General features: G+C 64.4%; 13 protein-coding genes and 1 pseudogene. 8 read left to right on the forward strand and 6 right to left on the reverse strand.

Translation table 11 applies throughout. The annotated features are described in order from the left end of the window. Position 1 precedes the first annotated feature (1 nt). Positions 2-505, forward strand: coding sequence for a hypothetical protein (locus tag CXY78_RS02430; RefSeq protein WP_092341664.1), 504 nt, complete (start codon positions 2-4; stop codon positions 503-505). 133 nt (positions 506-638) lie between these two features. Continuing rightward, a pseudogene (locus tag CXY78_RS22025) lies at positions 639-1,256 on the forward strand (PAS domain-containing protein); the annotation flags it as partial. Here the strand turns inward: CXY78_RS22025 and CXY78_RS21445 are convergent. The 3 genes from CXY78_RS21445 to rpoB all read right to left on the reverse strand — a co-directional run bounded on the left by CXY78_RS21445 (position 1,140) and on the right by rpoB (position 10,040). Next, positions 1,140-2,312 carry an ATPase, T2SS/T4P/T4SS family gene (locus CXY78_RS21445; protein ID WP_369827226.1) on the reverse strand — a complete coding sequence of 391 codons (1,173 nt, stop codon included), beginning with the start codon at positions 2,310-2,312 and terminating at the stop codon, positions 1,140-1,142. The pseudogene CXY78_RS22025 and the gene CXY78_RS21445 sit on opposite strands and share 117 nt — an antisense overlap. Positions 2,313-2,569: 257 nt before the next feature. Then, positions 2,570-6,493 carry a DNA-directed RNA polymerase subunit beta' gene (locus CXY78_RS02445; RefSeq protein ID WP_092341666.1) on the reverse strand — a complete coding sequence of 1,308 codons (3,924 nt, stop codon included), beginning with the start codon at positions 6,491-6,493 and terminating at the stop codon, positions 2,570-2,572. 55 nt (positions 6,494-6,548) lie between these two features. Then, a complete protein-coding gene (gene rpoB, locus CXY78_RS02450) occupies positions 6,549-10,040 on the reverse strand; it encodes a DNA-directed RNA polymerase subunit beta (RefSeq protein ID WP_092341667.1) in 3,492 nt (1,163 codons plus the stop codon). Between the two features lie 285 nt (positions 10,041-10,325). Here rpoB and CXY78_RS02455 point away from each other — a divergent pair, with 285 nt between their 5' ends. Continuing rightward, on the forward strand, positions 10,326-11,213 hold the full coding sequence (locus tag CXY78_RS02455) for a spermidine synthase (RefSeq protein WP_092341668.1): 888 nt from the start codon (positions 10,326-10,328) through the stop codon (positions 11,211-11,213). 223 nt (positions 11,214-11,436) lie between these two features. Here CXY78_RS02455 and CXY78_RS21450 read toward each other — a convergent pair whose 3' ends face one another. Then, a complete protein-coding gene (locus CXY78_RS21450) occupies positions 11,437-11,775 on the reverse strand; it encodes a hypothetical protein (RefSeq protein ID WP_233206061.1) in 339 nt (112 codons plus the stop codon). On the opposite strand from CXY78_RS21450, the gene CXY78_RS21455 reads away from it, so the two are divergent. The 3 genes from CXY78_RS21455 to CXY78_RS02470 all read left to right on the forward strand — a co-directional run bounded on the left by CXY78_RS21455 (position 11,770) and on the right by CXY78_RS02470 (position 13,831). Next, complete coding sequence (locus tag CXY78_RS21455; protein ID WP_233197172.1) at positions 11,770-11,982, forward strand: hypothetical protein; 213 nt, start codon at positions 11,770-11,772, stop codon at positions 11,980-11,982. The genes CXY78_RS21450 and CXY78_RS21455 overlap by 6 nt on opposite strands. A gap of 191 nt (positions 11,983-12,173) precedes the next feature. After that, the gene (locus tag CXY78_RS02465) at positions 12,174-13,337 is read left to right on the forward strand and encodes a sorbosone dehydrogenase family protein (protein ID WP_092341670.1); all 1,164 of its coding nucleotides are present in this window, start codon (positions 12,174-12,176) and stop codon (positions 13,335-13,337) included. After that, positions 13,337-13,831, forward strand: a complete 495-nt coding sequence (locus tag CXY78_RS02470; RefSeq protein WP_092341671.1) for a SprT-like domain-containing protein — start codon at positions 13,337-13,339, stop codon at positions 13,829-13,831. The genes CXY78_RS02465 and CXY78_RS02470 overlap by 1 nt, the downstream gene beginning before the upstream one ends. Before the next feature lie 17 nt (positions 13,832-13,848). Here CXY78_RS02470 and CXY78_RS02475 read toward each other — a convergent pair whose 3' ends face one another. After that, positions 13,849-15,108, reverse strand: a complete 1,260-nt coding sequence (locus tag CXY78_RS02475) for a hypothetical protein (RefSeq protein ID WP_104087884.1) — start codon at positions 15,106-15,108, stop codon at positions 13,849-13,851. 37 nt (positions 15,109-15,145) lie between these two features. After that, positions 15,146-15,586 carry an EVE domain-containing protein gene (locus tag CXY78_RS02480; RefSeq protein WP_104087885.1) on the reverse strand — a complete coding sequence of 147 codons (441 nt, stop codon included), beginning with the start codon at positions 15,584-15,586 and terminating at the stop codon, positions 15,146-15,148. A 44-nt stretch (positions 15,587-15,630) separates the two neighbouring features. Here CXY78_RS02480 and CXY78_RS02485 point away from each other — a divergent pair, with 44 nt between their 5' ends. Further along, positions 15,631-16,191: a hypothetical protein gene (locus CXY78_RS02485; protein WP_199182567.1), complete on the forward strand. Its 561-nt coding sequence runs from the start codon at positions 15,631-15,633 to the stop codon at positions 16,189-16,191. A gap of 46 nt (positions 16,192-16,237) precedes the next feature. Continuing rightward, positions 16,238-16,876: a DUF1684 domain-containing protein gene (locus CXY78_RS02490; RefSeq protein ID WP_092341674.1), complete on the forward strand. Its 639-nt coding sequence runs from the start codon at positions 16,238-16,240 to the stop codon at positions 16,874-16,876. The last annotated feature ends 284 nt before the right edge of the window (positions 16,877-17,160 follow it).

Below are 17,160 nucleotides of genomic sequence, written 5' to 3' on the forward strand. Positions count from 1 at the left end.
GATGAATCCCACAGGAAAATGGGCGGCCATCGTCGGGATTGTCGCGCTGGCAGCAGTGTTGGCGTCGTATACGTCGACGGACCCGGAAAGTGAGGCGATGATGGATCTGCAGACAGCTAAGGGCATCGCAGTGGCGATGGCGGACGAGGCTGCGGCCCTTGTCCCAGCGCAAAATGTGGGCGATCAGTCTCAGTTCACGACGGCACACCTCATGGGATGTTCGGCGGGCGGATATACCTGGCCCGGCCTCACGACCCTCACTTTGATCGGTGAGGTGAATGGCGAGGAGCTCATCGAAGCGATCGCATCCGCGTGGGAGCAAAAGCCCGGGGTGACCGTGGAACGAAAAGCCGTTCGCGGCGGCACACTCCGGGTAGACATGATCGCGACACAGGGAGACTCCTACAGCGCGGGGGTCTGGGACTCTGGGAAGACTCTGAAAATCGACTCCTTCTCGCCCTGTTTCGAGATGGAGGACGGTCTCAAGCCCGGCATGGAGTATTGACGCGGCAAAATGCCGCTCCACTTCTGAGTCTCGGCGGGAGAATCGCCGCCATCAGCGTCCCGCTCGCCATCACGCTTGCCTTGTCTTCGTGCGCGTCGACGAACGAGGCAGCCACCATGGATCTCCAGGGATCGTGCAGCTGGATTCGACCGGAGGCCTGCTCACCTCGAACGACCAGTGGCTGGCGCTTAGCGGACTCACCCCCGAGCAGTCCCAGGGCTCCGGATGGGCCGCTGCCATGCACCCCGATGACACTGAGCGGGTGGGCAGCGAATGGGCCGTGCACGCGGCCGACGGCACGGCGTACCAGACCAGTCTGCGGTTTCGCACACCGAACGGCCAGGTGAACTGGGTGCAGGTACATTCAGCGCCGACCTATGACAACGGCGTTCTGGTCGGCCACCTGGCCAGCGTCACGGCCCTGCGGCTGGCTGAACAGAGAGTGACAGCCATGCAGGCCAAGTTCGAAGCGGCGTTCGCGTCATCCCCGTTGGGAACCGCCATCGTGACCCGCGACGGCCGCGTTCTGGAAGGCAATCGGCGTTTGTTCGAGCTGACCGGCGCTCCCACCAGCGTGCTCAACAAGTCGGTCGAGGATATCTTCTGTGTCATCGAGGAACCCGATGCAGCCCCGTCACCGTTCCGCGCCGAGCAGCACGCCCGCCAACGCTCCGAGCGGCAGATACGCTGCAGCGAAGGCGAAGAGATCTGGGTCAATGTGTGCATCGCCGAGATCCACGAGGGTGAACTCGCCACCGGGCTGCTCTACCAGTTGAAGGATGTCACGGCTCGGCGGCTGGCCGAGGCGCGGGTGGAGCACCAGGCGTTCCGGATCTTCGACCGTGATCACGTTGATCTCCGGTCTGGCCACCGAATAGAGGGTGGTGTACAGGGTCGTCGATTTACCCGACCCGGTCGGCCCGGTCACGAGGATCATGCCGTAGGGCTTGGAGTAAGCCGCCTTGAAGGCGTCGTAGTTGTGGTCGAGCAGTGACAGGTCGCGCAGGTCAATCTTGCGGCCGCCGTGACTGACCGACATACGGCCGTCCTGCGGTTTGCGACGCTCCGCGATGTCGATGTCGGCCATGATTTTCAGGCGGCTGATGACGCCGTTCTGAATGCTCTTCGGTGCGCTCGGCATCTCGTGCAGCACTCCGTCGATGCGATACCGCACCCTCAGGCTGACCTCCCCGGGCTCGATATGGATGTCGCTGGCCTTGTCTTGGATGGCCTGACTCACGAGCAGGTTCACGAAGCGCACGATGGGTGCAGCATCGTCGCTGGCTTCATCGCTCGGATCAGGCGACGACAGGATCGAGTCGTGTTCTTCCTCAAGCGTGGTCGTGAGGTTGCTGAGCTCGTCGTCGGCGCGATGGAACCGAGCGATCGCCGCGAGCAGATCGCTGCGCTCGGCGACCACCGCAGACACTCGCATGCGAGAGGCCTCACCGACATCGTCGAGCGCGAACACGTTACCGGGATCCACCATTGCGAGCACGAGCCGGCCGCCCTCAATTCCGATTGGCAGCACTTCGTGTCGTCGACAGACCAGCGGCGACACGAGGGCGAGGGCACTCGCCTCGACCGCATACTCGAGCAGTTCGACAAAGGGCAGATTAGCCTGGGCGGCTCGTGCCTTCGCGAACTGCAGCTCGGTGATAATTCCGCTGTCGACAAGCCGCCGAACGGCGCCCTCATCGGCCGGATCCCCCGCCAACAGGGTGTCGAGAGCTTCGATCGGAAGCAGACCGTGCAGAATGAGAATCTCAGTCAGGGTTGCCACACACGGCTCCCCCAAACTGGGCACAATTGCAGTAGAACCCGAGTATACGTCTCTTCACCCCGTTTCCCGTCCTCTCCCCTTCGCCCTCCGTCTACTTTCCGGGCCCGGGCCCGGAAAGTGGGACCAGGATAGATCATGGGCCCGGTTCCCTACGGTGGGCCCGGGCGGCGGGGCGGGCGCGCGAAGCCAGCACGCGGCATCCGCTGCCCGGCACCGCGCTCGAGTGCTTAAACGACGGATGGCCCCTGCCGAAGCAGGGGCCATCCGTTTAGAACTGCGGGTTAGTTATACGTACCCGGCGCCAGGTCGTCCGACGAGAAGCTGTCGAAGTCGACGAAGCTCAGGTCACCCTCATTGAACGTTGCATCTTCGGTGAAGATGCGGTTCGGGTAACGCTCAGCCTTGGCTTCTTCCGTGGCCTCGACGGTGACGTCGCGGTAGCGGGGAAGGCCGGTGCCAGCGGGGATCAACTTACCGATGATGACGTTCTCCTTGAGGCCCATCAGCGGGTCGCTCTTGCCTTCCATGGCCGCCTGGGTCAGAACCCGGGTGGTCTCCTGGAAGGAAGCGGCCGACAGCCAGGACTCGGTCGCCAGCGATGCCTTGGTGATACCCATGACTTCTTGGCGAGCGGATGCCGTCTTCTTGCCCTCGGTGAGCGCGGTGCGGTTGAGGTCGTTGTACTTCAACCGGTCAACGAGCTCGCCCGGAAGCAGTCCGGTGTCACCGTGTTCGACGACGGTCACCTTGCGAAGCATCTGACGAACGATGACCTCGATGTGCTTGTCGTGAATCGGTACACCCTGCGAACGGTAGACCTCCTGCACACCGGAGACGAGGTGCTTCTGCACCGCGCGAACGCCCTTGACGCGAAGAACTTCCTTCGGGTCGACGGCGCCGATGATGATCTGCTGCCCCAGCTCAACGTGCTGGCCATCCTCAACGAGGAGGGTTGAACGCTTGAGCACCGGGTAGGCGATAGCTTCGTCGCCACTGTCGGGGGTCAGGATGACCTTGCGGCCCTTGTCCGAATCCTCGATCGTGATGCGTCCGGCAGAGTCGACGATGGGCGATGCACCCTTGGGGGTACGCGCCTCGAACAGCTCCTGAACACGCGGCAGACCCTGGGTGATGTCGTCAGCGGATGCCGACCCACCCGTGTGGAAAGTACGCATGGTCAGCTGGGTGCCGGGCTCACCGATGGACTGTGCGGCAATGATACCGACGGCCTCACCGATGTCGACGAGCTGGCCGGTAGCGAGCGACCGGCCGTAGCAGACCGCACACACACCGACAGCCGACTCACAGGTCAGTACCGAGCGCACCTTGATGGTTTCGACACCACCGATAATGAGCTTCGCGATGAGCACGTCTCCGACGTCGTCTCCGGCGTCGGCGATGACCTCACCGGCAGCGTTGACCGCGGCTGCGGCCAGGCTGCGGGCGTAGACCGCGTTCTCGACGTTGAAGTCGACCAGGAGGCCGCCGTCTTCGCCCCGCAGGAGCGCACCGGTCGTGGCGTCTGTTCCGGCGATGGGCAGTTCAAGGCCCTTCGTCGTTCCGCAGTCGTCTTCGCGGATGATGACATCCTGCGAGACGTCCACCAGACGACGGGTGAGGTAACCCGAGTCAGCGGTACGCAGAGCAGTGTCGGCCAGACCCTTACGAGCACCGTGAGTAGCAATGAAGTACTCGGCGACGGACAGGCCTTCGCGGTAGCTCGAGATGATCGGGCGAGGGATGATCTCACCCTTCGGGTTGTTCACGAGGCCTCGCATGCCGGCGATGTTTCGCACCTGCAGCCAGTTACCACGAGCACCCGAGGTGACCATGCGGTTGATCGTGTTGTCGGCCGGGAAGTTCGCCTGCATCGCTGCGGCGACGTCTTCCGTGGCACGAGTCCAGATCTGGATGAGCTCCTGGCGACGCTCGAGGTCGGTCGTGAGACCCTTCTCGAACTGTGCCTGAACCTTGGCGGCCTGCTTCTCGTAGCCGGCAACGATCTGCGGCTTGTTCGGCGGGGTGAGGATGTCGCTGAGCGCAACGGTTACACCGGAACGGGTTGCCCAGTAGAAACCGGCATCCTTGATCCGGTCGAGGGTTGCAGCAACCTCCACCTTGACGTACCGCTCCGCGAGGTCGTTGACGATGGTCGACATGGTGACCTTGTTGGCAACGTCTTCGAAGTACGGGTAGTCGGCCGGGAGCGCCTCGTTGAAGATGGCGCGACCGAGGCTCGTGGTGACGAGAACGGTTCCGACGGCCTGGCCGTTGACCAGCTCGACGCCTTCGGGCTGCGTGCCCTCGGTGAAGTACTTGTCGGTCAAGCGGATGCGCACCTTGGCGTTCAGGTCGAGCGACTTCTGGTCGAACGCGAGAATGGCCTCGGACACGGTGGAGAATGCGCGGCCTTCTCCGACCACACCTTCCTTCATCGTGGTGAGGTGGTGCAGACCGATGATCATGTCCTGGGTGGGCAGGGTCACCGGGCGGCCGTCAGACGGCTTGAGGATATTGTTCGAGGCGAGCATCAGGATGCGTGCCTCGGCCTGGGCCTCAACCGAGAGCGGAAGGTGGACGGCCATCTGGTCACCGTCGAAGTCGGCGTTGAACGCCGCGCAGACGAGCGGGTGCAGCTGGATTGCCTTACCTTCAACGAGCTGAGGCTCGAAGGCCTGGATGCCGAGGCGGTGCAGGGTGGGTGCACGGTTGAGCATGACCGGGCGCTCGCGGATGATTTCCTCGAGCACGTCCCAAACCTGCGGACGTGAGCGTTCGACCATCCGCTTGGCAGCCTTGATGTTCTGAGCGTGGCTCAGGTCGATCAGACGCTTGATCACGAACGGCTTGAACAGCTCGAGTGCCATCTGCTTGGGCAGACCACACTGGTGCAGCTTGAGCTGCGGGCCGACCACGATGACCGAACGGCCAGAGTAGTCCACGCGCTTGCCGAGCAGGTTCTGACGGAAACGACCCTGCTTTCCCTTGAGCATGTCGCTCAGGGACTTGAGGGCACGGTTACCGGTACCGGTGACCGGGCGACCACGACGACCGTTGTCGAACAGTGCGTCGACGGCCTCCTGCAGCATCCGCTTCTCGTTGTTCACGATGATCTCGGGAGCACCGAGGTCAAGCAGACGACGCAGGCGGTTGTTGCGGTTGATCACACGACGGTAGAGGTCGTTGAGGTCGCTGGTGGCGAAACGCCCACCGTCGAGCTGCACCATCGGGCGCAGTTCCGGCGGGAGCACGGGTACGACGTCGAGCACCATTCCGGCCGGCGAGTTGCCGGTCATGATGAAGGCGTTGACCACGCGCAGACGCTTGATGGCACGGATCTTCTTCTGACCCTTGCCCTCAGCGATCTGCAGGTGCAGGTTTTCGCTCTCGGTGACCAGGTCGAAAGCCTCAAGGCGCTTCTTGATGGCTTCGGCGCCCATGTAGGCCTCGAAGTACATTCCGAAACGGTCCTGGAGCTCGTGGAAGACGGAGTCTTCCGGCTTCAGGTCGCCGACCTTGAGGGTGCGGAAGTCCTCCCACACGCGCTCGAGGTGCGCGATCTGCTCGTCCAGGGACTTGCGAACCTGGCCCATTTCCTTCTCGGCGGCGTCCTTCGTGCGCTTCTTCTGGTCGCTCTTGGCGCCTTCGGCCTCCAGTGCTGCGAGGTCGGTTTCAAGGCGCTGCAGGCGATCGGCGATGCGCGAGTCGCGGCTGGACTCGATGGTCTTGAGTTCGAGGCGAAGCTCGTTCTCGAGGCCAGGCATGTCCTGGTGGCGACCGTCTTCGTCCACCGTGATGACCATGTACGCGGCGAAGTAGATGACCTTTTCGAGGTCCTTCGGAGCCATGTCCAGCAGGTAGCCGAGACGCGAGGGCACACCCTTGAAGTACCAGATGTGCGTGACCGGAGCAGCGAGCTCGATGTGGCCCATGCGCTCACGGCGCACCGATGACTTCGTGACCTCTACACCGCAACGCTCGCAGACGATGCCTTTGAAGCGAACACGCTTGTACTTGCCACAAGAGCATTCCCAGTCCCGTGAGGGTCCGAAGATCTGCTCGCCGAACAGGCCGTCTTTTTCCGGCTTGAGCGTGCGGTAGTTGATGGTTTCGGGCTTCTTGACCTCACCGTGCGACCAACGACGGATGTCGTCTGCGGTAGCCAGGCCAATACGAAGCTCGTCAAATGTTGTTACGTCGAGCAATTTCTCTCCTTGGAAAGTTTTCGAAGATTGCGGGGCGGGCCCTGCCTTGACAAGCTCAGATGTCGTCGATGGACGACGACTCAAACCGGGTGGAAATGTTGATGCCGAGTTCTTCCGCAGCGCGGAACACCTCGTCATCCGTGTCGCGCAGGCTGACTGCGGTGCCATCGGCCGAAAGTACTTCGACGTTCAGGCAGAGCGACTGCATTTCCTTGATAAGAACCTTGAAGCTCTCGGGAATGCCGGGTTCCTGGATGTTCTCACCCTTGACGATGGCTTCGTACACCTTGACGCGGCCGAGGATATCGTCGCTCTTGATGGTCAGGAGTTCCTGCAGGGCGTAAGCGGCTCCGTATGCTTCGAGCGCCCACACCTCCATCTCACCGAAACGCTGTCCACCGAACTGCGCCTTACCACCCAGCGGCTGCTGCGTGATCATGGAGTACGGACCCGTCGACCGTGCGTGGATCTTGTCGTCGACGAGGTGGTGGAGCTTCAGGATGTACATGTATCCAACGGACACCGGCATCGGGAACGGCTCGCCGGAGCGGCCGTCGAAGAGCTGAGTCTTGCCCGAGGAACCGATGAGGCGTTCGCCGTCGCGAGTCAGGGTCGTGGAGTCCAGAAGACCCTCGATCTCGATCTCGAGCGCGCCGTCGAATACCGGGGTAGCGACCTTCGTGCCGGGGGCGGCGCTGAAGGCGTGCTCCGGAAGACGAGCAGCCCACTTCGGCTTGCCCTCGACGTTCCAGCCCTGCTTCGCAATCCAGCCGAGGTGGGTTTCCAGCACCTGACCGAAGTTCATACGACCGGGGATACCGAGCGGGTTGAGGATGATGTCAACCGGGGTTCCGTCGGCGAGGAACGGCATGTCCTCGATCGGCAGAATGCGGGAGATGACACCCTTGTTGCCGTGACGGCCGGCGAGCTTGTCACCCTCGGTGATCTTGCGCTTCTGGGCGATGAACACGACCACGCGCTGGTTGACGCCCGAGCCGAGCTCGTCGTCGCCGTCCTGCGAGTCGAACACCTTGACACCGATGATGGTACCGCGCTCACCGTGGGGAACCTTCAGCGAGGTGTCGCGAACTTCGCGGCTCTTCTCGTTGAAGATGGCGCGCAGCAAGCGCTCCTCGGCGGAAAGCTCGGTCTCGCCCTTGGGCGTGACCTTGCCGACGAGGATGTCGCCGGGGCGAACCTCGGCTCCGATGCGAATGATGCCACGCTCGTCGAGGTCGGCGAGGAAGTCCGGAGACACGTTGGGAAGGTCGCGGGTGATCTCTTCCTTACCCAACTTGGTGTCGCGGGCATCCACTTCGTACTCTTCGATGTGAATCGAGGAGAGGGTGTCGTCTTTCACCAGGTTCTGGCTCAGGATGATCGCGTCCTCGAAGTTGTAACCTTCCCACGGCATGAATGCCACGAGCAGGTTCTTTCCGAGGGCGAGCTCTCCCTGGTCGGTGGCGGGTCCGTCGGCGATGACCTCGCCGGCTTCGATGCGCTCACCGGCGTTGACGATCACGCGGTGGTTGAAGCTCGTGCCCTGGTTGGAGCGCGAGAACTTGCGCAGGTAGTAGTCCTGCGTGCCGCCCTCATCGAGCTGGATGGTAACAACGTCAGCCGACACCTCGGAGACCACACCGGGCTTCAGCGCGGTGAGCACGTCACCGGCGTCGATGGCCGTGTAGACCTCCATGCCGGTTCCGACGAGCGGGCTGTCGCTGAGAAGCAGCGGCACCGCCTGACGCTGCATGTTGGCACCCATGAGCGCGCGGTTTGCATCGTCGTGCTCCAGGAACGGGATGAGGCTCGTCGCGACCGACACCATCTGGCGCGGCGAGACATCCATGTAGCCGATATCTTCAGCGGGAACGAGGTCGACCTCGCCACCCTTCTTACGAGCGAGCACGCGGGCCTCGGCGAAGTGCGAGTCCTTAGTGAGCGGCGCGTTGGCCTGGGCGACGATGAAGTCGTCTTCCTCACTCGCGGTGAGGTAGTCGATCGTCTCGGTGACCTTGTTGCCCTGCACACGACGGTACGGCGTCTCGATGAAACCGAACGCATTAATCTGCGCGAACGAGGCGAGCGAACCGATCAGGCCGATGTTCGGGCCCTCAGGGGTCTCAATGGGGCACATGCGGCCGTAGTGCGAGGGGTGAACGTCTCGCACCTCGACGCCAGCGCGGTCACGGGACAAACCACCAGGGCCCAGCGCGGACAGGCGACGCTTGTGCGTGAGGCCTGCGAGCGGGTTGTTCTGGTCCATGAACTGCGACAGCTGCGACGTACCAAAGAACTCCTTGATCGCGGCGACGACGGGGCGCACGTTGATCAGAGTCTGCGGGGTGATCGCTTCGATGTCCTGCGTGGTCATGCGCTCGCGAACGACGCGCTCCATGCGGGACAGTCCGGTGCGAACCTGGTTCTGGATGAGCTCGCCAACGGCACGAATACGGCGGTTACCGAAATGGTCGATATCGTCGATGTCGATGTTGATGTCGGTCATCTTGCCGTCGCGCAGACCCGGAAGGGTGGTCTGGTTGTCGTGCAGGGCGACGAGGTACTTGATGGTGGCCAGGATGTCCGCCAGCGTCAGTACAGAGTCACTCAGCGGCGCTTCGAGGCCGAGCTTGCGGTTGATCTTGTAACGACCAACCTTGGCCAGGTCGTAGCGCTTGGAGTTGAAGAAGAAGTTGTCGAGGAGCGCACGCGCAGCCTCGGCGGCAACCTGCTCGCCGGGACGAAGCTTGCGGTAGATGTCCTTGAGGGCTTCTTCCTTGGTAAGGATGTTGTCCTTCTCGAGGGTGAGCTCGATGGACGCGTAGCCCTTGAACTCCTCAAGGATCTGCTCGCTGGTGAGGCCGAGGGCCTTCAGGAACACGGTCACGGACTGCTTGCGCTTGCGGTCGATGCGCACGCCAACCTGGTCGCGCTTGTCGATCTCGAATTCAAGCCAGGCACCACGGCTCGGGATGACACGGGCGGAGTAGATGTCCTTGTCAGACGTCTTCTCCTGCTCGCGGTTGAAGTACACGCCCGGGGAGCGCACCAGCTGCGACACGACGACACGCTCGGTGCCGTTGATCACGAAGGTGCCCTTGGGGGTCATCAACGGGAAGTCACCCATGAACACGGTCTGAGTCTTGATCTCACCGGTGAGGTGGTTCATGAACTCGGCGTTCACATAGAGGGGTGCTGAATAGGTCTTACCCTTTTCCTTGCACTCGTCAATGGTGTACTTCTCCGGCTCGAGCTCCGGGTTGGTGAAGGACAGCTGCATCGTTTCGCCGAGGTCCTCGATGGGAGAGATCTCCTCGAAGATCTCATCGAGCCCGGTGCGATTCGGCAGGTCCTGGCGTCCGGCCTTCTGGGCCTCGGCGACGCGAGCCTTCCAGATGTCGTTGCCGACGAGCCAGTCGAAGCTCTCGGTCTGCAAAGCGAGCAGATCCGGAACGTTCAAGTGGTCGCTGATCTTTGCGAACGACAGACGCTCGTGGGAGCGGCCGTTCTTGGGTGAGTTGGTGGTTGCGTTGCGCGCAGCAGCCAAGGAAATAACCTCCGTGGACCCCGTCAGGTCTAGTTACTGTTATTGGTGATGACTCCGCAGACCCTCGAAAGAGGTGTGCCTCAAGGTGGCTTGAACACGCAAAGCCGACCGCAATATGAAGGCATAGTTTGTCTGGGAGCGCAAGGGCCAACTATATGCCTTCCTGACTGATGTGTCCACCTCATTGTTGCGATCGAGCAGATTCTCAGGTATAACCCACTCTTCCCCGTCGCTCGAAAGCGGATGTTGCCGGTACCGCACACACAGAGGGCGCAGACTGGGGGGATGAGTACTGGGCGCAAGGGCGAAGTGGCGACGGACGGGTATCCCTCTGTCGTATTGAAGTTGAGCGGACACACGGCGGTGATCGAACCGGACCGGTTCACCCCCGGCAGCTTTCAACTCGTGGTCGACGGAACTCCGCAGTCGCACGTGAACATCGACCACCCCGACGAGCTCTTCTTCGAGTACATCCAGCGCATCGGGCATGTCATCGATCTGCTCGGGGAGCCGCACGAGCCGATCACCGCCGTGCACCTCGGAGCCGGCGCCCTCACCCTGCCCCGCTATGTCGAGGCGACCCGACCGGGCTCGCGCCAGCAGGTGGTGGAGATCGAGAGCGATTTGATCGATCTCGTGCGCGAGGTTCTTCCTTGGGACAAGCGCGCCCAGCTGCGGGTGCGCCACGGCGACGCCCGCGAGGTGCTCGGCAAGCTGCCGGCCGGGCTGAACGGCGCGGTCGACCTCGTCGTGGTCGACATCTTCTCGGGCGCGCGCACCCCCAAGCACGTGACCAGCCGTGAGTTCTTCGCGCTCGCCGCCCCGCTGCTGTCGCCGCGCGGCGTGCTCGCAGTCAACGTAGCGGATGGCCCCGGCCTCGCGTTCGCGCGTGGCCAGGCCGCCACCCTCTCCGCGGTGTTCCCGCACGTGATCGGATTCGCCGAGACCCAGGTGCTCAAGGGCCGCCGTTTTGGCAACATCGTGTTCGTGGCGGCGCACACGCCGATCGACCTCAACTGGATTCCGCGGCTGCTCGCTAACGGGCCGCACCCGGCGAAGGTGATCGAGGGCGCCGAGCTGAAGGCGTTCATGGCCGGTTCGCTCGTGGCGACCGATGAGACCTCGACGCAGTCGCCGCTGCCCGGCCGCACGGTCTTCCAGATCGGGCACTAGCCGAGCATCCGTTCCGAACTGCGGAGATTCTGCACAATTCGGGTCACCGCACCCCTTGGTTTGACAAATCAGCCCAGATCTCCGCAGTTGTGAACGTTGCCCTAGATAACTCCCCCGATGCGACCCCCACCGGCGCGACACCGCCCCGGCTTCGGCCGGTTTCTCACCGGCGGCGGTACTCTGGGCACACCCGTTCTTTCCCCTGCGGCCGCGGCCGCCCTCGTCAATACAGGAACACACCCTGAGCTTCATCATCGGTTACGATCCCATCACCCTGCGCGAAAAAGTCGACCTGCTGGCCGCTGGCGAGCGACTCGTCGAACTCGGCAATCTGCGCAGCCTGGCCGCCCTCAACGAAAAGGTCGCCCTGCTGCGGCTGGTCGGGCGGCTCGATGAGGCCTGGGAGATCGCGAATGAGGCGCTGCGGCAGTCCCGCTTTACCGGCAACCGGGAGCAGGCGGTGGCCAGTCGCATCCGTCGTGCGCAGGTTTTGCAATTTCAGGGCAAGCTCGATGAGGCCGCGAGCGAGCTGACGCACTGCATACTCGACTCCGAGGTGCACGAGTGGACCCGCCTCGCCGCCTATGCCCGGCAGCACCGCGGCAAGGTGTACTTCGACCAGGGCAACCTCGAGGGCGCGTTGGCTGACTTCACCGCGGCCGTGTTTCTTCGGGAGAAGGACGGCGCCGACGCCGACGAACTCGACAGCTCGCTGCTCGCCGTGGCCGTCGTTGAATCGCACATTGCGGCCCGCGGGTCCGCGGCCTGACCACCTTCCACTTTGGCTGCCGCGCAAAACTCCTGCAATTCGCAGCGGGCGCTCGATACAGGTCCGAAAATACGCGGCGCCCGATGCGCTCAGCCAGAAATTGCAGGAGTTGTGCTGCCCGTCGGCCGGAGACAGTGGCCCCCGAGCGAGTTCTACGGCATGCTGTGTTCACCACGAAGGCGAGGTGAACGGTGACTTTTGGGCGAGCGGCGGCCGTCGCATCTGCAACCCTGCTGGTTCTCGTGCTGGCCGCCTGCAGCGCGGACGCGCCGAGCGCTACTCCGTCGACCTCGACACCAGCCGGGCCCGCACCGACCGCGACGGACGCCGGCCCGCTCGCGCCGGTGCATCCGCTCGGCGAACCGGTCGTCATCGCCTCGGAACTCGAGGCGCCCTGGTCGATTCTGCGGCTGCCAGACGGCGCCACGCTGATCAGCGAACGCGACACGACCCGGGTGCGGGAGCTGCTGACCGACGGCAGCCTGCGTGAGGCGGGAAAAGTGTCGGCCGCGCAGCCGAACGGTGAAGGCGGCCTGCTCGGCCTGGCCTTTCTGGCCGACGAAGCAGCCCCCGGCGGAGACGGCTGGGTGTACGCCTATTTCTCCACGGCCAACGACAACCGCATCGAGCGGATGCCGCTGGCCGGCTCCCCCGGCAGCCACACCCTGGGGGCGCCCACCGTCATTCTGAGCGGTATCCCCCGGGCCGGCAACCACAACGGAGGGCGCATCGCGTTCGGCCCGGACGGCCTGCTCTATGCGACCGCTGGCGACGCGGGAGACACCGTCAACGCCCAAAACCTTGATGCCCTCGGTGGCAAGATCCTGCGCATGACCGCGACCGGGCAGGTACCCGACGACAACCCGTTCGGCACGCTGGTGTACTCGTTCGGGCATCGGAATCCGCAGGGTTTGGCGTGGGATTCGCACGGACAGCTCTGGGCGAGCGAGTTCGGCCAGAACACCTGGGACGAGCTCAACCGCATCGTCCCCGGTGGCAATTACGGCTGGCCGCTGGTCGAAGGCCAGGCCGGCAACTCGGCGTACATCGACCCGGAGCAGCAGTGGTCGACCGACCAGGCCAGCCCGAGCGGCATCACCATCGTGAACGACACCATCTTCATGGCGAGCCTGCGCGGAGAACGGCTGTGGAGCATCCCGATCACGACGGACTCCTCCACAGCCACCCCCACCGAGTGGTTTGCGCACAGTTTCGGTCGATTGCGCGACGTGGTGCCCGGGCCTGCTGGCACACTGTGGTTTGTGAGTAATAACACGGATGGCCGGGGCTCGCCGGCGGCCGGTGACGACCGGCTCTACCAAGTCGAGTTGCGCCAAGTTCAGGTTGGTCCTTAATGGCCGACCTCGCTCAGGTGCGCCGCTGGGCTGACGCACTCATCGTGTTGCACCTCGACCCCAGCTGGACTTTCGGCTTCGACAACGCGAAGAAGCGGGCGGGCCTCTGCAATTTCAGCAAGAAGCACATCACCGTGTCGCGCTACCTCGCCTCGCGCTACGTCGACGACGACGTCTACCAAATTCTGCTGCACGAGCTCGCGCATGCCCTGGCCGGCCCGCGCGCCGGACACGGCCCGCGGTGGAAGAAGATGGCACACGACCTCGGCTACGACGGCAAGCGCACCCACGACGGTGAGATCGCCAATGAGCTCGCGCCGTGGGTGGGCACCTGCCCCGCCGGGCACACCCACTTTCGGTACCGGCAGCCCACCCGGCCCCTGGCCTGCGGGCTCTGCGCCCGCCGGTTCGACCAAGCGCACGCCATCACCTGGCTCAGGCGGGAGATCACACCGGCGATCCGGCGCCGGGCCGCGGCATCCGCTGGGCCCTAGTGCGTCACCGGCCGGGTTCAGTGCGTGTCGTAGCGGGCGAGGGCGTCGGCATCCGTTGCGAGGGTCATCGCCCGGCGCGCGGTGTCGAGCGCGGTCACCGGGTCACTTTCGGCCACGGCGAGCGCCAGCTGCCGCTCGGCCTCGGCCAGGCGCGTGCGGGCTGCAGCTTGCACCCGTCCGCGGTGCGCGCCCACGAAGTCGCGAGTGACGGTGATCTGGCTGCGCGCGGTGAGCAGCGCCCCGGCCAGGGCGGTGCGCGCGTTGTCGAGGCGCAGCTGGCGGTTGCGCGCCTCCGAGCGGATGCTGTCCAGCCCGTTCATCGCGGCCTCGAGGGTCACCAGATCCGCGGCCGGGTCGCTCGGCCGCCCGGGCTCGCGGAGAGACGCGTGCACGGAGGCGGCGTCGGCGATGACCTGGTTAAGCGACGCGCTCGTGTCGGACTCTTCGTGGCCATCGCGCAGGGCACGGGCTTCGGCGAGTTCCGTACCGGCAGCATCCAGCGCCTTCTGCAGGTTTGCGAAGCCGCGGTGGAGCTGGTCTTCGCCGGTTTCGATCGCGTCGAGCAGCTGCGTCGCCTGGAACAGGTCGTGCTCGGCTGCCTGCAGCTGCTCGCCGACCGGCTCAGTAGCTGCCAGGCGCGCCGCCGCCGCATCGGCGCTCGCCCGCGCAGCGTCCAGAGCCGTGCGGGCCCGGTCGACGTTGCCGCTGATCGGCGCGAGCGCGGCGGCCGAATAGCTGAGGCCGAGCCTCGTGAGGGTGCTCGCTCCGCCCGCAACGCGGTCGGACACCCGGCCCTGTCGGCGGCGCAGTTCGTCGATCTGCTGCGGCGCATTGCGCTCCACACCACGTTTGGCCGTGAAATCGCGGGCCTGGTTGGTCAGCCGACCGGTCGCTTCGTCGGCGAGCTGCACAATCTGGTGGTTCCAGCGGGTGCGCTCGAGAGCGCTGTCCGGCACCGCGTCATCGAGTTTCTGCTGCAGCGCGAAGGCATCGCTGAGCTGTCGCCTCGAGGTCGCGAGCGTGGTGGCGAACTCCCGCGTTGCCGATTCCCCGAACTGCGCGATCGCGAAGCTGAGTTCGTCGGTGGCGTCCTGCACCACGTCGTCGGCGCGCACCAGGCTGCTCGACGCGTTGCGTTCCAGCTCGGTGGCCACTGCTCTCACCTGCCCGAGCCTGGCCAGGGTGCGCCGCCGCGAGGCGCCGACCAGCGCCCAGACTCCGGCCACAACGAGGCCGATAACGATGACCGAGGGTACCCACCAGAGATCGCCATTCATGGGCTTGAGTCTAATAAGGGATTACTGACCAAACGCCCTACCGGTCGTCGGCGGAGGGCCGGCGCATCTGCTGCCGAATCATCTCGAAGTCGTGCCGCGAGATCTCCAGCACGCCGGCTCGCAGCTGAAAACCCCAGCTGAGGTTGTCGCGGGTCAGTTGCAACACGGGCAACAGCGGGCGGATGCTGGTGGGCCAGGCATCCAGGTCGTAGTCCGCCCGGCGTCGCCACGGACGAAATTCGTTACCGGGGTCGCCGACCTGGTACGCGAAGGCATCCGCTATGCGACCGATCGCGGTGAATTCCTTGAGCGGTTCGCCCTCGATCGCGGTCTTCGGCGAGTAGTAGACGATACCGTCAGCCTCGCCCATCTGCGCGATCATGTCGCCGGCACCACGGTTGGCGCGGGCAATTCCCAAATCAACACCGCGCAGCACATGCTCGCGATGCACAACGCCCAGCCAGAACCGAATTGCCACCTGTCTAGTTGTACTGCATGCCGTCGTCAGACCAAACTAGAACCATGCGCGTACTGCTGAAAGAGATCCTCGACTGCACACCGGATGCCGCCTGGCACGCCATTCACAGTCCCGCCGTGTTTCGGGAGGTGAGCAGCCCGTTCATGGCGGTCGAGTCCCTCGAAGCCGACGGTTTTCCCACCCGCTGGGAGCCCGGCGAACACCCCGCCGTGTTCACCGCGCTCGGCCTCGTGCCGATGGGCACCCAGGTCATTCGACTCGCTGACTCCACGCACCGACCCGACGGAGTGCGCATTCTGCGCGACACCGGCCGCGGGGTATCCGGTGCGCTCAGCGCGGTCACGCTGTGGGACCACCGCATGGCCATCGCGCCCGACCCGGCCGGCACCGGAAAAACGCTCTACCGCGACCAGCTCATCTTTCGCGGGCGGCCTGCCACGCTCGCGCTCTGGCCCACCTTCTGGGCGTTCTGGCAGTGGCGCCTGCTGCGGCTCAAGCGCCTCGCCCCCACCTGGCAGCACGACGTCGGCATCGACGACCCGAACTTCGTGCCGCCGGCGCAGTCAGCGGACTCCACCGGCACCGCCGAAACCGCCCGCGACTAGCGGATGCCTGCTGTGCGCCGCGCCCGGCGGCGGTAGCGTAGCCCGTATGAGTTCTTCCCTCGGAGCCTTGCAGATCGCCGACTGGCGCCGTCGCGTGACCGGACTGTATGCCGGGGTGCGGCAACTGAGCGCGAGCAGCCCGAAGAGCGGGCATGATCTGTGGCGTTCCGGGCGCGACGAACTGTTCGCCGGGCATCCGTCGTCGCCGCTACTGCCGGATGACCGCTCGGCATTCACCGGGCTTCCGATTGCCGCCTACGACCCGGACTGGCGGTTCGAGGTCGAGGTTCACCGCGCCGAGCAGCCGTATCGCATGCAGGTGGAGACCGGAACCGACGGCACCGTGCCGTTCGATCTGGTCGGAACCGTGCGGCTGCCGTACCTCGGCTCGCTCGACGTGTGGCGGCTCGCCAGCTACGGCGGCGGACTTTTCCTGCCGCTGAAAGACGCCCTGGCCGGCAAAAACGACGGAACCTACGGCGGCGGGCGCTACCTGCTCGACACCATGAAGGGCGCTGATCTCGGCCCGGGTGTTGGCGACGACACCCTCATTCTCGATTTCAACTTCGCCTACAATCCCTCCTGCGCGTACGACCCGATGTGGGCCTGCCCGTTGCCGCAGGTCGGCAACATCATCGACACCCCGGTGCCCGTCGGCGAGCTCTACCACGGCGACCACTCCTAGCTATCCGGGTGCCCGCTCATAACTGCGGAGAATTCACCGATTCGCGCGCCTCCGGGTGCGATATTGTCCGAATTTTCCGAAAAGCTCCGCAGTTCGGTCCAGCACCCCGGATACGAGGGTAAAAACGGGTGGGCACGGAGCCGATTTGACAGCATCCGCTAGAGTGAGAGTACTTGCGAGTGCGTAGTTGTGCTCGCTGCGTCGTAGAACGCCCTCTTCTCTATCCGGCGGCCCACCAGGCTGACCTGATTTTTCGAATGAAACATTCTTACGGCGAACGGATG

Source organism: Cryobacterium sp. N19, from assembly GCF_002929595.1.
Classification (GTDB): domain Bacteria; phylum Actinomycetota; class Actinomycetes; order Actinomycetales; family Microbacteriaceae; genus Cryobacterium; species Cryobacterium flavum.